12 protein-coding genes and 1 pseudogene are annotated in these 13,803 nt (G+C 72.4%); 5 read left to right on the forward strand and 8 right to left on the reverse strand.

The window, feature by feature from the left end; all coding sequences use genetic code 11:
- Positions 1 to 297 (forward strand): magnesium transporter MgtE N-terminal domain-containing protein (locus tag BJF79_RS44655; RefSeq protein WP_262403490.1); only part of this gene is annotated, 297 nt, incomplete at its 5' end.
- 4 nt (positions 298 to 301) lie between these two features.
- On the opposite strand, the pseudogene BJF79_RS44660 reads toward BJF79_RS44655, so the two are convergent.
- A pseudogene (locus BJF79_RS44660) lies at positions 302 to 723 on the reverse strand (ChaB family protein).
- 146 nt (positions 724 to 869) lie between these two features.
- Here BJF79_RS44660 and BJF79_RS44665 point away from each other — a divergent pair.
- Positions 870 to 1,430 carry a hemerythrin domain-containing protein gene (locus BJF79_RS44665; RefSeq protein WP_075906695.1) on the forward strand — a complete coding sequence of 187 codons (561 nt, stop codon included), beginning with the start codon at positions 870 to 872 and terminating at the stop codon, positions 1,428 to 1,430.
- Between the two features lie 6 nt (positions 1,431 to 1,436).
- On the opposite strand, the gene BJF79_RS44670 is transcribed toward BJF79_RS44665, so the two are convergent.
- On the reverse strand, positions 1,437 to 2,714 hold the full coding sequence (locus BJF79_RS44670) for an ArsB/NhaD family transporter (protein WP_262403491.1): 1,278 nt from the start codon (positions 2,712 to 2,714) through the stop codon (positions 1,437 to 1,439).
- 70 nt (positions 2,715 to 2,784) lie between these two features.
- A complete protein-coding gene (locus BJF79_RS44675; protein ID WP_083734710.1) occupies positions 2,785 to 4,029 on the reverse strand; it encodes a cation:proton antiporter in 1,245 nt (414 codons plus the stop codon).
- 137 nt (positions 4,030 to 4,166) lie between these two features.
- Between BJF79_RS44675 and BJF79_RS44680 the strand changes: the two genes are divergently transcribed.
- Positions 4,167 to 4,619, forward strand: a complete 453-nt coding sequence (locus tag BJF79_RS44680; RefSeq protein ID WP_075906699.1) for a CBS domain-containing protein — start codon at positions 4,167 to 4,169, stop codon at positions 4,617 to 4,619.
- 3 nt (positions 4,620 to 4,622) lie between these two features.
- On the opposite strand, the gene BJF79_RS44685 is transcribed toward BJF79_RS44680, so the two are convergent.
- Together BJF79_RS44685 and BJF79_RS44690 are read right to left on the reverse strand one after the other, a co-directional pair.
- Entirely contained in the window at positions 4,623 to 6,128 is a 1,506-nt protein-coding gene (locus BJF79_RS44685) for an SLC13 family permease (RefSeq protein ID WP_075906701.1), read from the reverse strand.
- A gap of 171 nt (positions 6,129 to 6,299) precedes the next feature.
- A complete protein-coding gene (locus BJF79_RS44690) occupies positions 6,300 to 6,896 on the reverse strand; it encodes a TetR/AcrR family transcriptional regulator (protein WP_075906702.1) in 597 nt (198 codons plus the stop codon).
- 92 nt (positions 6,897 to 6,988) lie between these two features.
- Here BJF79_RS44690 and BJF79_RS44695 point away from each other — a divergent pair, with 92 nt between their 5' ends.
- Positions 6,989 to 8,560 (forward strand): AMP-binding protein, encoded by a 1,572-nt coding sequence (locus BJF79_RS44695; RefSeq protein ID WP_262403492.1) that lies wholly within the window; start codon positions 6,989 to 6,991, stop codon positions 8,558 to 8,560.
- Positions 8,561 to 8,640: 80 nt separating this feature from the next.
- Complete coding sequence (locus BJF79_RS44700) at positions 8,641 to 9,795, forward strand: acyl-CoA dehydrogenase family protein (protein WP_262403500.1); 1,155 nt, start codon at positions 8,641 to 8,643, stop codon at positions 9,793 to 9,795.
- Here the strand turns inward: BJF79_RS44700 and BJF79_RS44705 are convergent.
- Genes BJF79_RS44705 through BJF79_RS56730 form a run of 3 tightly spaced genes read right to left on the reverse strand, consistent with a single transcriptional unit; the run spans position 9,779 to position 13,746 of the window.
- The gene (locus tag BJF79_RS44705) at positions 9,779 to 10,831 is read right to left on the reverse strand and encodes a glucose 1-dehydrogenase (protein ID WP_075906703.1); all 1,053 of its coding nucleotides are present in this window, start codon (positions 10,829 to 10,831) and stop codon (positions 9,779 to 9,781) included. The two genes, BJF79_RS44700 and BJF79_RS44705, sit on opposite strands and share 17 nt — an antisense overlap.
- A gap of 10 nt (positions 10,832 to 10,841) precedes the next feature.
- Positions 10,842 to 12,629 carry a glycoside hydrolase family 15 protein gene (locus BJF79_RS44710; protein WP_075906704.1) on the reverse strand — a complete coding sequence of 596 codons (1,788 nt, stop codon included), beginning with the start codon at positions 12,627 to 12,629 and terminating at the stop codon, positions 10,842 to 10,844.
- A gap of 34 nt (positions 12,630 to 12,663) precedes the next feature.
- Positions 12,664 to 13,746, reverse strand: coding sequence for a hypothetical protein (locus BJF79_RS56730; protein WP_158079494.1), 1,083 nt, complete (start codon positions 13,744 to 13,746; stop codon positions 12,664 to 12,666).
- Positions 13,747 to 13,803 lie beyond the last annotated feature (57 nt).

The raw sequence follows: 13,803 nt of genomic DNA on the forward strand, positions 1-13,803 counted from the left end.
GGCCTCGACACGCCCGCGGCCGTGGCCGTCCTGAGCGCGATGCCGCCGGACGAGTCGGCGCGGATCCTCGCCCGCGCCGAGCCGCGCGCCGCCGCGGGGATCATCGCGGCGCTGCCCGCCGCCGCGGCGTCCCGGGTGGTCGGCGCGATGCCGGTGCGGCCGCTGTGCGCGGCGCTCGGTTACGTGCCGCCCGCGGTCGTCGCCGACCTCCTGCGGGGCTCCGGGGGGAGCCGCACCGAGACGATCCTGCGGAACCTCGCGCGTCCGGTGCGCGACCAGGTCCGGCGCCGGCTGTGACCCGTCAGGCTCGGGCCTTGCGCGTCCGGCTCCGGTTGGCCTTCTCGATGGCCTCGACCAGCTCGTTCTTGCTCATGTTCGAGCGGCCGGAGATGTCGAGCGCTTGGCGACGTCGTAGAGGTGCGTCTTCGACGCGTTCGCGTCCACGCCGCCGGCGGTCTCGCGGGAGGTGTTCCGGCCGCCTTCCGCCTGCCGGTCGGACGGCCCCTTGCCGCCGGACTTCGGCTCCCAGCGGTCGCCGACCTTCTCGTGCGTGTGCTTCAGCGCCGCGTAGGCGACCTGGTGGGCCCGGCGGCCTTCGCCGTACTCGTCGACGGCGGAGTCGTGCGCCTTCGCGAAGGTGCGCTGCGCCTTGGCGTCCGAGCGCTTGATCGTGTCGGGCAGCTCCTCCTTCTTCACACGGCCTCGGCCGGTTGTCATGGGCATCGTCCTGCTCCTCTCTGATCGCCTTCACTGGGGGCGATACCCGACGAAGCGGGTTAATCACTCTTGACGTACGTCCCGTGGGGGCGGACGTTTGCGGCGCGCCCACGGGGCAGGGGCCGGGTGTCCGCCATCGAGAGGAGGGATCCATGGCCAACGTCTTCGAGGTACTCGGCCGCGACCACGATCACGTGCAGGAGGTTTTCGACGAGCTGGAAGCCGGGGCCGGACGGACGGAACCGGACGCGCTCGAACGGCGCCGCAAGACGGTCGAGCGGCTGATCATCGACGAGTCCAAGCACGAAGCCGTCGAGGAGGAGTTCTTCTGGCCGGTGGTGCGGGAGCTGGCGCTCGGCGGCGACCGGCTCGCCGACCACGCCGTCGAGCAGGAGAAGTCCGCGAAGTTCGTCCTCAACGACCTCATGGGCATGGACCCGCGCGACGAACGCTTCGAGGAGCTGCTGCGCACGTTCATCGTGGACGCGCGCGAGCACATCTTCTTCGAGGAGAACATGGTGTGGCCCGAGCTGCACGATCTTCTCAGCAAGGAGCGCGCCGACGAGCTGGGCCGCAAGATCGCCGAGGGCGAGAAGCGGGCACCGACCCGTCCGCATCCGCGCACGCCGCCCAAACCGGGCGTCCTGAAGGCGGCCGGGCCCGTGATGGCCGCCGCCGACCGGCTGCGCGACCGGGTCGCCCACCGCGGCTGACGTCCGTCAGAGGTAGCGGAGCCACAGGTACGGGGTCGCCAGGGCGATCATCGCGACCGTGGCGACGATGCCGTACTTGGTGAAGTGCCAGAAGCTGATCGGCGCGCCGTTGCGGGCGGCGATCCCGAGCACGACCACGTTCGCGCTGGCACCGATCGCGGTGGCGTTGCCGCCGAGGTCGGCGCCGAGCGCGAGCGCCCACCACAGCACCTGCCCCTCGTCGCCCGGATACCCCTGGACGAGGTCGGCGACGATCGGGCTCATCGTGGCGACGTACGGGATGTTGTCGACGATCGCCGAGATGACCGCCGAACCCCACAGCAGCACCATCGAGGCGAGCCCGAGCCGTCCCTCGGTCTGCTCGGCGGCGAAACTCGACACCTCGCCGATGACGCCCGTCTCGACGAGCCCGCCGACCATCACGAACAGGCCCGCGAAGAACACCAGCGTCGGCCACTCCACCTCGCGCAGCGCGTCCTCGGTCGTCACCTTGGTGGCGGCGACGAGCAGGCCCGCGCCGAGCAGCGCCACCACGGACGGCTCGTAGTGCAGCACCGGGTGCAGGACGAACGCGACGACCACGACCCCGAGGACGGCGAGGCCCTGCCACAGCAGCCGCCGGTCGGTGATCGCCTCCCGCTCGTTCAGCGACATGACCTCCTTCGCCCGCTCCGGGTCGTACTGGAACGCGGAGCGGAACAGCACCCGGCACAGCAGGCAGAACACGGCGATCAGCACCAGCACCAGCGGCGCCAGATGGACCAGGAAGTCGTTGAACGACAGCCCGGCGCGGCTGGCGATGATGATGTTGGGCGGGTCGCCGACCAGCGTGGCGGTGCCGCCGATGTTGGACGCCATGACCTCGGCGATCAGATACGGGACGACCTTCAGCCCGAGCCGCTCGCACACCAGGAACGTCACGGGCGCGATCAGCAGCACGGTGGTCACGTTGTCCAGCAGCGCGGACGCGAACGCGGTGATGAGCACGAGCATCACCATCAGCCGGTACGGCTTCCCGCGCGCCCGTTTCGCCGCCCAGATCGCGACGAACTCGAACACGCCCGTCTGCCGCAGCACCGAGACGATCACCATCATGCCGAGCAGCAGGAAGATGACGTTCCAGTCGATTCCGGTCTCTTCGGAGAAGAACGCCGATTCGGCGTCGGCGATGTGCAGCAGCAGCATCAGCCCGGCGCCGCCGAGCGCGACGGCGGTGCGGTGGATCTTCTCCGAGGCGATCAGGACGTACGCGACGACGAAGATCGCGATTGCTGCGGCGGCCAAGGCGGCTCCGATCGGGTGCGGGTGCGGATGGTTCTACGAGGTCAGCCGGGGCTGCCTGGGCACGGGCCGATCATCCGGGGCGTTCCCCGCGCGGGCCGGGCGACTCCTCGGCGTCCCCGCCCCGGTCGTCCTTGCGGAACCAGGCCGGTACTTCCCGTTCGTCGTCGAAGCCGCGCGCCACGACGATGTCGGTGGACGAGTGCGCGACGATCGACAGCACGATCGTCACCGCGACCAGGTGGAAGATCTCGTCGGCATCGGCGATCTGCGATTCGAGCACGATCAGCCCGTACACGACCGACGCGAAGCCCTTCGGGCCGAACCACATCACCGCGCCCTGCTCGCGCGCGGTCAGCCGGGAGCCGAGGAACGACACCCAGATCGCGGCGGGCCGCGCGACGACGAGGGCCAGCACGGCGAACACCCAGCCCGTCCAGCCGACGTCCCCGAAGAACGTCGGCGACAGCAGCGCGCCGAACACCAGCAGCGCCGCGAGCTTCAGCAGTTCGGCGACCAGTTCGCCGAACTCCTCGAACGCCTCCCGGAACTCCTCGCCGACGGTCGCGACCGTGACGCCCGCCGCGAACGCGGCCAGGAACAGGTTCCCGTGCGTGGCCTGGCCGAGGGCGAGGACGAGCAGCCCGATCGCGACCGCGTTCAGCGGCGCGTACTTGGGGGACACCGCGAACCAGCGCGTGCTCTCCAGCTTCAGCGCCGCCCACGGCACCGCGACGCCGATGACGATCCCGACGAGCAGTTCGGACGCGAGCGCGCCGAGGTGCAGGTCGTCCGCGCCCTCGGCCACCGCCAGGAAGATCAGCACGAACGGCAGGACGAGCCCGTCGTTCACGCCCGACTCGACGTTCAGCAGGTGCCGCAGCCGGGGCGGCACCTTGTCGTTGCCGACGAGCGCCGCCGCGAACACCGGGTCGGTCGGGGTCAGCACCGCCGCGATCAGCAGCGACTCGATCCAGCCGAGGCCCACCACGTAGTGCGCGAGGACGGCCGTGATCAGCAGCGTCAGCGGCAGGCCCCAGCCGAGCGCCCGGCCGGGCAGCCGCCACGCGCTGCGCAGGTCCCGCCAGCCCGCGTGCATCCCGTCGGTGAACAGCACCGCGAACAGCGCCAGCTCGGCGAGGTTCTCCACGATCCCGTCGTCCGGTCGCAGCGGGATCACATCGAGGACGCCGTCGCCGAGCAGGAACCCGCCGAGCAGGAACAGCACCGCCGTCGACAGGACGGTGCGGTTCGCCAGGCTCGACAGCAGCACCGCCGCCAGGAGCAGGACGGCGAAGGACAGCAGCAGATTCGTCATGACCGGGACTTTCAGGTATAGCGGATACCACGCCGACCAGACTTCCCGGCACACCGGAGCAGACCTTAACGGCATCCGTGCGCCTTTTCCATGGGCGGGGTCCCCCGACGGGCGCGGACGCGCGGTACGTTCGAGACGTGCGCGCACGCGATCTCGCCGTCGAGTACCCGACCGTCACGCCGGACGACAGCGCCCTGGACGCCGCCCGGCTGCTCGCCCGGCACGGGCTCCCCGCGCTGCTCGTCGCCGACGCGCGGGGCCGTCCCGTGGCCGTCCTGCCGGGCTCGCGGCTGCTGCGCCTGCTGATCCCGCGGTACGTCCGGGACGACCCCAACCTCGCCCGCGTCTACGACGAGGGCCACGCCGACCGGCTGTGCGCGCGGCTCGCCGAGCGGACCGTCGCCGACCTGCTCCGCGACGACCGGCTCCCGCTGCCGGTCGTCGACGCCGACGCGACCGTCATGGAGATCGCCAGCGTCATGGACCAGGCCCGCAGCCCGATGGTCGCGGTGTGCGAGCGCCGCGGCGAGGCGATGCTCGGCGCCGTCGCCGTCTCGCGGCTGCTCACCCGGCTGCTGCCGGACGACTGACCGTCACACCCCGACGCCCAGCGGGACCAGCAGCAACAGCAGCGGCAGGACGGCCGCCGCGGCGAGCGAGATGCCGAGCAGCCACCGGAACACCCGCGGGTTCTCCTCCTCGCTCGTGTTCGCGAGGACGAGCCCGCCGCCGAGGTGCATCGGGCTGATCCCGACCGCGCCGATCACCCCGCAGATCGCGATGAGCAGCGCGGTGAACCCGGCGGACGACTGGTGCGGCAGCGCCGTCGCGGTGAGCGGGACGATCACGCCGAGCACCGCGACCGTCGACGACTCCACGGTCGCGAACAGCGCCGCCAGGTACGCGATCGCCAGCACGGTCAGCAGCGCGGCGTCGATCCCGCCGAGGTGCCCGGCGAGCGCGTCGAGCGTCCCGACCCGCTCCAGCACCCCCACGTACACCAGCACTCCGGCGGTCAGGACGACGACGCCCCACGGCAGGTCCCCGATGACCCGCCGGGTGTCGGGCTTGAACACCAGGTGCAGGACGAGCCCCACGAGGAGCGACGCGAACAGCGGGTTCGTCCCGAGCGCGAGCACCATGACGAGGAAGGCGCCGATCCCCACCATCGACCCGAGTTCGTAACCGCGCAATGGGGAGGACGCGCCCGGCCCTCGTTCCTCGGGCCGGGCGGGGGGACGCCCGGCTCCCGCAGATGCGGCGTCCGAAGCGCCGTCCCCGGGGGTGGTTCCGGCGTCTGCGGTCGCGGGGGCGCCTCCGGCGTCTGCCCGTCGCGCGGGCGCGTCCGGCTTCTGCGGTCGCGCGGCGCGTCCGGCTTCTGCGGTCGAGGCGGCGTCTTCGGCGCCTCCGGCTTCTGCCGATGCGAGGGCGGTCGCGGGGGCGGGGGTGGTTCCGGCGTCTGCGGTTGCGAGGGCCGGTGCGGGGGTGGGTTTGCCTCGGCGAATGACCTTCTTCAGCAGGAGGTACGTGAGGATCGCGGTGCAGGTCTTGATCGCGGCGAGGCCGAGGAAGAGGCCGGTGGGGGAGAAGTCCGCGCCCTGCTTCTCGGCGAGCTGCCGGACGATGGCGCCCCACGGCGACAGCGGCGAGAAGCCGCCCACGCCGGCGCCCGCGCAGGCGACGACCGCCATGATGACCGGGTCCATGCCGCGGTTGCGGGCCAGCCGCATGGCGATGGGCAGGACGATCGCGACGGTCGCGCTCGGCAGCGTGCCGATCGCGCTGAGCACCGCGCCGGTCAGGAACATCGACCACGGCAGCATCCAGTCGCGGCCGCCGGACGCGCGGATCACCAGGTGCACGAGCCGGTCGATGGCGCCGCTGCGCTGGGCGTGGCCGAACAGGTACATCACGCCGATGATCAGCACGACGATCTGGACGGGGAAGGCGGCGAGCGCCTGCTCGCCCGGCACGCCGGTGATCTTGGCGAGCAGCAGCCCGGCGGGCAGTGCGACGAGCCCGACGTTGACGTCCCGCCAGATCGCCAGTGCGAACACCGCGAGCAGCAGGACCAGGGACAGGATTTCGTCGGCGGTCATGGGGTCATCACGTCTCCAGACACCCGTTCCTGAACAAAGAGTTCAGTTACGTTCAAAGTGTCGGGCAATCTACGTCACATTTCCCGCGTCCTCAAGGGGTCGGCGCACGCGAACGCCCCCGGCCGGTCGCGGCCGGGGGCGCGGAGGTCCGTGCCGGTACGGGTCGCCGGGTCAGGCGGGCAGGTCGAATCCGCTGGCCCAGTACCGGCCGTGGACGGCCAGATCGAGCAGCATCCGGGCGACCTCCTCGGCCGGCGGGCGGGGGTCGTCGATCTCCAGCCACCACTGCAGGACGGCCGTCTGCTCGCCCACCCAGGCCCGGGCGAGCAGCCCGGGGTCGAGGCGCGGTTCGACGCCGTTGCGCTCGGACCGGCTGCGGAACTCGTCGGCGGTCACCCGGACGCACGACTCGACGAACATCCGCAGCGGCTTCCCGTCGCCCTCGCCCCGCAGGATGATCCGGTAGAGGTCGCGCTCCAGCTCCGCGTGCCGCAGCAGTTCGAGGACGGGCTTCCCGGTGAAGCCCACCGCGTTCTCCGCGATCAGCGGCCGCTGCCGCGCGCCCAGTTCGTCCAGCAGGTCCTTGGTGAGCCGGGTGAACAGGTCGTCCTTGTCGCGGCAGTGGCTGTAGAAGGTCGCGCGGGCGATGTCGGCGCGCTCGGTGACGTCCTCGACGGTGATCGACGCGTAGCCGCGCTCCAGCACGAGTCCCACCAGGGCGTCGCGCAGCGCCTTGCGCGTCCGCCGTGTCCGCCTGTCCTCAGCCATCGTCGTCCTTCGTCTCGCCGGGCGTCCAAGTGTAGAGAGGTCTTGACAAGATTTACGTTTCTGAACACTCTGTCTGCTATTGGTCGAACGGTATGGAGTGTGCGGATGAATCTGGGGACCTACCTGAGCGCGCCGCGCGGTACTGGCCGGACGAACGGGCGGTCGTCTGCGGCGAGCGCGTGTGGACGTTCCGGGGGCTGGAGGACGAGGCGAACCGGCTCGCGTCGGCGCTGCTCGCCCGCGGCCTGCGGCCCGGCGACGCCGTCGCGTCCCTCGCCTGGAACCGGGGCGAACTGGTCGTGGCCGAGTTCGCCCTCTACAAGGCCGGGCTGCTGCGGGCTCCGGTGAACGCGCGCCTCGGCCGCGGGGAGATCGAGCACGTCCTCGGCTACGCGGGCGCGAAGCTCCTGCTGTTCGACGCCGCCCACGCGGACGACGCGCTCGCGGCCGTCCGCGACGGGTGCGAGCCCGTCGTGTTCGACCCCGCGAACCTGGGCGGGGAGGCGCGCCCGCTCACCTACGCCGAGCTGCTGGACGAGGGGACGCCGGAACCGGTCGCCGTCGACGTCTCCGCCGACGACCCCTGCACGCTGCACTTCACGTCCGGTTCGACGGGCAAGCTGAAGGCCGCGACGCAGACGTTCGGCAACCGCCGCGCGAACATGCGCAAGCAGATGATGAGCGACGACTCCCGCTCCCGCCCCGGCGTCCGCTACCTGGCGTGCGGGCCGATCACGCACGCGCCCGGGATGGGCCTGCTCGCGGGCGTGTTCGGCGGCGCCACCGCGCACATCCTGCCCGCGTGGGACGTCGACGTCTTCCTCGACACGGTCGAGCGGGAGCGGATCACCGCGACGTTCATCGTCCCCGCCATGCTCAACATGCTGCTGGCCCACCCGGGGATCGAGGGCCGCGACCTGTCCAGCCTGACGAGCCTGCGGATCGGCGGCGCGCCGGTGTCGCCGCAGCGGCTCCGGCAGGCGGTGGAGACGTTCGGCCCGATCGTCGCGCAGGGCTACGGGCTCGGCGAGACGACGAGCGTGGTGGCCGGGCTGGGCAGCGCCGCGCTCGCCGAGGCCGTCGCGAACGACCCCGAGCTGCTCGCGTCCTGCGGCCGCGCCGCCTACGACAGCGAGATCCGCGTCGTGGACGACGCGGGCCGCGAGCTGCCGCCGCGCGAGATCGGCGAGATGGTCGTGCGGGGCGAGGACTGCGTCCGCGAGTACTGGCGCGAGCCCGAGCTGTCGGCGGAGACGTTCCGGGACGGCTGGGTGCACACCGGCGACCTGGCGTGGATGCGCGAGGACGGCTACCTGTTCATCGTCGACCGCAAAAAGGACATGATCATCTCCGGTGGGTTCAACATCTACTGCACCGAGGTCGAGTCGGCCCTCTACGAGCATCCGGCGGTCCGCGAGGTCTGCGTGATCGGCGTCCCGGACGAGCGGTGGGGCGAGGCCGTGAAGGCCGTCGTCGTCCGCGCCGAGGGGGCGGGCGTCGCCGCCGACGAGCTGATCGAGTTCTGCGCCGCCCGCCTCGACCGCTACAAGAAACCGCGCTCGGTCGACTTCGTCGCCGGGCTGCCGACCAACCGCAACGGCAAGGTCGATCGCAAGGCCGTCCGCGAACCGTTCTGGGCCGGCGTCGACCGGCGCGTCAACTGAGAGGACGCCGTGAGCTTCTCGACCTTCACCCTGCGCCCGTCCTACGAGGAGACCCGGAGCTGCACGCGCTCGTCGCGTCCCTGCGCGGCCACCTCGCCGGTGAACTCGCCGACTACGAGCGCGAGCACGGCATCGACCGCACGACCCGGCTCACCCGCGAGGTCCTCGAACCGGTCTGGCGCCGCAGCCGCGAACTCGGCTTCTACGGGATCCACCTGCCGGAGGAGTACGGCGGCCGGGGCATCTCGCACACGTGGCTCGCCGCGCTCAAGGAGGAGGTCGCGGCGGGCGGCCGGACGCTCGGGCACAGCGTCCTCGGCGAGATGGGCGGCCCGCTGCGCGCGGGCGACATCTTCCGGCACGCCACCGAACGGCAGATCGAGGAGTACCTGCTGCCGGTCGCGCGCGGCGAGCGGGCCTGCTGCTTCTCGCTGACCGAGGCCGACGCCGGCTCGGACGTCCGCGCGATGCGCACCACCGCCGTCCGCGACGGCGACGGCTACCGGCTCACCGGCCACAAGGTGTTCAGCACCGCCGGGCCGTTCGCCGACTTCGCGATCGTCATCGCCCGCATGGACGGCACGGAGAACTCCTACTCCGCGTTCTTCGTCGACCTCGACGGCCCCGGCCGCCGCGTCGAGGAGGGCGCCACCCCGATGTCGGGCGAGCACATCGAGGCCGACGTCGTCCTGGACGACTGCTTCGTCCCCGCCGCGAACCTCATCGGCGCCGAGGGCGACGGCATGCGCATCGGCCTCGGCCGCGTCACCGTCAACCGGCTCCTGCACTGCCCGACGCTGCTCGGCATGGCCCGCCGCGCGATCGAGCTGTCGCTCGTGCGGGCGCGGACCCGGACCGTCCACGGGGAGCCGCTGCTGAAGCTGCAGGCCATCCAGCACAAGCTCGCCGACATGGCCACCGAGTACTACGCGGCCCGCTCGATGACGTACGGGGCGATCGCCGCGCTCGACGCGGGCGTCCGGCCCCGCCTCGAAGCGTTCATGTGCAAGCTGTACGTCGCCGAGACCGCGTTCCGGATCCTCGACGAGGCCGTCCAGATCCACGGCAAGGAGGGCCTCACCCAGGGGTCGGAGGTCGAGTACCTGTTCCGGAAGGTCCGGATGTTCCGCGTCCTGACCGGCACGTCGGAGATCCAGCGCAACGCCGTCGCGAAGGGCCTGTCGATGTACGCCGAGGTGCTCGCCGCCGGGCCGGACGCTACGAACCGAGGGTGACGGCGACCTTGACGTCCTCGGGACGGGAGTCGAACGCGTCGGCGAAGCCGTCCAGCGGGACGCGGCGGGTGACCAGGCGGCCGAGCCAGGACAGGTCGGCCTTCGCCAGGGCGTCCGCCGCGGCCGCGTAGTGGTTCCGGTTCGCGTTGACCGAGCCGACGATCGCGTCGTTCTCCAGGACGATGTCGCGGTTCAGCGTGCCCGCGTCCACGGTGAGGTTCCGGCCCGCGGGCGACACCCCGGTCAGGCACACGATGCCGTAGGCGGCGGTGGACCCGATCGCGCCGAACACCAGCTCGCCGACGCCCGTCGCCTCGATCACCACGTCCGGCTTCGCCGCCCGCACCGCCGCGTCGAGGCCGTCGTGGTGGTACGTCGCGCCGAGGTCGGCGACCAGGCCCGGCTTCGGGCCGCCGGTGACCCGGTCGAGGACATGGACGTCCAGGCCCCGCTGCACGCCCAGCAGCGCGGCGAGCAGCCCGATCGAGCCCGCGCCGGTCACCAGCGCCGTGCGCGGCTCGAACCAGGCGCGCGACCCGACCTTCTCGACCTGCTCCCACGCCTTCGCGACCACGGTCGCCGGTTCCATCAGCAGGCCGACGTCCGCGAGGCGCGGGTCGAGCGTCACCGCGTACCCGGTCTCGACCGTCCACAGCTCGCTCGCGTACCCGTCGATCTCCTTGATGCCGCGCTCGGTGTAGCGGCCGTTGCGGCACATGTCGAACTCGCCGTGCGCGCACGCCCCGCACGGTTCCGGGTCGGGCCGCCGCACCACGCCCACCACCAGGTCGCCGGGGGAGAAGCCGCCGCCGGACGGCGCGCGCACCACCCGGCCGAGCGACTCGTGCCCGATGACCAGCCGGTCGCGTCCCGGGGGAGCCCACCCGTACTCGCCGTCCGCGATCTCCCGGTCGGTGCCGCACACCCCCACGGCCAGTCCCTCGACGAGCAGCTCGTCCGGGCCCGGCTCCGGATCGGGGACGTCCGTGACGGCCAGCGAACCCTGCTGCCCCGGCAGTACGGTCAACGCGCGCATGTCGCCTCCTCTATGACGTTCGCGGGCGCGCCGCGGCCGGCGTCCCGCTGAGATGCCGGGCGGTGTTCACCAGCCCGACGTGCGAGTACGCCTGCGGGGTGTTCCCCACCTGCCGTCCGGCCACCGTGTCGTACTCCTCGCTGAGCAGCCCGACGTCGTTGCGCAGGTCGAGGAGCCGCTCGAACAGCTCCACCGCGTCGTCGCGGCGGCCGATGCCGTGCAGCGCGTCCGCGAACCAGAACGTGCAGGCCAGGAACGCGCCCTCGTGCCCCGGCAGCCCGTCGACGCCCCCGCTCGTGTCGTAGCGCAGGACGAACCCGTCCCGGTACAGGTCCCGCTCGACCGCCTCGACCGTCCCGACGACCCGGGGATCGCCCCACGGCAGGAACCCGACCTGCGGGATCAGCAGCGTCGCCGCGTCCAGCCCGTCCGACCCGTAGAACTGCGTGAACGTGTTGCGCCTGGAGTCGTAGCCGTTCTCGCAGACGTCCCGGTGGATGCGGTCCCGCAGCGCCTTCCACCGGTCGGCGGGCCCGTCCATCCCGTACCGCTCCACCGCCCGCACGCCCCGGTCGACGCCCGCCCACGCCAGCACCTTCGAGTGGACGAAGTGCCGCGGATCCCCGCGGACCTCCCACAGGCTGTCGTCCGGGTCGTCCCAGTGGCCCTCCAGGAAGTCGAGCAGGGCTCGCTGGACGTCCCACGCGGTCTCCTCCGCCTCGATCCGCGCCTCCCGCGCGAGGTGCAGCCCGTCGAGGACCTCGCCCCACACGTCCAGCTGGAACTGGCCGGACGCCGCGTTCCCGATCCGCACCGGCGCCGCGCCCTCGTACCCGCCGAGCCAGTCGAGCTCGTACTCGGGGAGCCGCCGCGTCCCGTCGATCCCGTACATGATCTGCAGGTCGGCGGGTTCGCCCGCGACGGCCCGCAGCAGCCACTCCCGCCACGCCTTCGCCTCCGTGACGAACCCCGTGCCGAGGAGGGCCTGCAGCGTGAACGTCGCGTCCCGCAGCCAGCAGAACCGGTAGTCCCAGTTGCGGGACCCGCCGAGCTGCTCGGGCAGCGACGTCGTCGCCGCCGCGACGATCCCGCCCGTCGGGTGGTACGTCAGCGCCTTCAACGTGATCAGCGACCGCCGGACGGCGTCCGGCCAGCGCCCCGCGTAATCGAAGTCCCCGATCCAGTCGGCCCAGAACGCCTCGGTGTCGGCCAGCGCCCGCTCGGGGTCCACCGCGTGCGGGCGCGGCTCGTGCGACGGCCGGTAGGTCAGGACGAACGGCACCCGCTCGCCCGCCGACACCGCGAAGTCGGCGTAGGTCGTCTCGTCGCGGCCCACCAGTTCCACGGGCGTCTCCAGCCACGCCGCGTCCGGCCCCGCGATCGCGTTGAGCTGCCCGTCCCGGTGCCGCACCCACGGGACGATCCGCCCGTAGTCGAACCGCAGCCGCAGCGCCATGTGCACCGGGACGCGCCCGCTGACGCCCTCGACGATCCGGACGACGTCCGCCGCCTCGCCGCGCCGCGGCATCGCGTCGATCAGCCGGATCGTGCCCTCGGGGGTCTCCCACTCGGTCTCCAGGATCAGCGAGTCGCCCCGGTACCGGCGCCGCGTGCACAGCCCGCCCGCGGCGGGCGCGATCCGCCAGAAGCCCGCGTGCTCGTCGCCCAGCAGGGCGGCGAAGCACGCGGGCGAGTCGAAGCGCGGCAGGCACAGCCAGTCGATCGACCCGTCCCTGCCGACGAGCGCGGCCGTCTCCAGGTCGCCCAGCAGCCCGTAGTCCTCGATCCGCAACGCCACAGAATCGCTCCTCGTGAAGGGGGACGCACTCTGCCTACCCGCCCCCGCGGGAGTGAAAGCTCGCGTTCCGGACCGTGCCCGCTATCCGGCGACGACCGCTTCGGTGGTGACCGTCCCGGCGGTGGACAGGACCCACTTCGCGGAGATCCGCACCTTCGTGCCCGCCGGGACCGAGTCGTCCACGGTGATGGGGAAGTTCTCGCCCACCTCGTCGGCCGGGATCTCGATCTTCGCCGGCACCGTCACGCCCGGGGTGTCGCTGGTCAGCTCGATGACCGCGCCGAAGGGGTGCCAGCGGTCGCCCAGGCCCACGGCCCCGAGGTTGTTCCGCGCCCGCGCGCAGCTCGCGGACGACGCCGACCGTGTACTGCTTCGGCACCAGCAGCGGCGCGACCCGCATGGCCGAGTGGCCGAGGTCGGCCGCGACGTCGGTGATGCCGATGCCGCTGACCGGCACGGCCGGGTACTCCATCGTGAAGGTGCCGCGGGTGCTGCCGGCGGGGACGACCGTGTAACGCGGGATCTTCGGCGTGGGGCTGCCGGGGAGACCGGACACGTGCGCGACGCGCAGGTCCACCGACGTCCCGCCGACCCCGGCCGGGGCCGCCAGCTCCACCGAACCGGTGACCTTCGTGCCCGCGACGACCGCCTTGGCGTCCCCGGGGACGTCGAGATCGACGTCCGTCACCGTCTGCTCGCGCCAGTCGAGCGGCCGCACCGTCACCGCCGTCCCGGCGGAGACGCCGTCGCGGCGCGCGACCAGCGGGACGACGGTCTCGTCCCCGTACGCCTCCAGCCGGATCGGGAACGTGACACTGGTCTGGCCTTCGGGGACGCTGACGTGCCCGCCGTCGGTGGAGTACCGGTAGTTGCCGTCGGCGAACCCGACGCTGAGCACCTCGACGCCGAGCCCGCCCGCGGGCGCGGGCGCGGTCAGCCGGACGGTCTGCAGCGCCTGCCCGCCCGCCGTGATCACGGCGGGCGAGACGCTGGTCGAGGCGACCTGCGGGCCCGTGTCGGCGGCGGCGGACGGGGCGGCGGCGAAGGCGGCGGGCAGCAGGAGCGCGGAGGCCGCGGCTCCCAGGCCCGCCCGGCGGCGGATCTTCATCTGTGACATGCCGCCGAAGGTAATGACCGCCGGGCCCACCTGGGAGAACGAAGATCGTTACGTTCG

Origin of the sequence: Actinomadura sp. CNU-125 (assembly GCF_001942465.1) — a bacterium.
GTDB lineage: Bacteria > Actinomycetota > Actinomycetes > Streptosporangiales > Streptosporangiaceae > Spirillospora.

Bases quoted from the DNA above. Each gene is read 5' to 3' on its own strand.
- BJF79_RS44690 (WP_075906702.1), bottom strand. From the start codon at position 6,896: ATGGCTGAGGACAGGCGGACACGGCGGACGCGCAAGGCGCTGCGCGAC.
- BJF79_RS44665 (WP_075906695.1), top strand. From the start codon at position 870: ATGGCCAACGTCTTCGAGGTACTCGGCCGCGACCACGATCACGTGCAG.
- BJF79_RS44705 (WP_075906703.1), bottom strand. From the start codon at position 10,831: ATGCGCGCGTTGACCGTACTGCCGGGGCAGCAGGGTTCGCTGGCCGTC.
- BJF79_RS56730 (WP_158079494.1), bottom strand. From the start codon at position 13,746: ATGTCACAGATGAAGATCCGCCGCCGGGCGGGCCTGGGAGCCGCGGCC.
- BJF79_RS44695 (WP_262403492.1), top strand. From the start codon at position 6,989: ATGGAGTGTGCGGATGAATCTGGGGACCTACCTGAGCGCGCCGCGCGG.
- BJF79_RS44675 (WP_083734710.1), bottom strand. From the start codon at position 4,029: ATGACGAATCTGCTGCTGTCCTTCGCCGTCCTGCTCCTGGCGGCGGTG.
- BJF79_RS44685 (WP_075906701.1), bottom strand. From the start codon at position 6,128: ATGACCGCCGACGAAATCCTGTCCCTGGTCCTGCTGCTCGCGGTGTTC.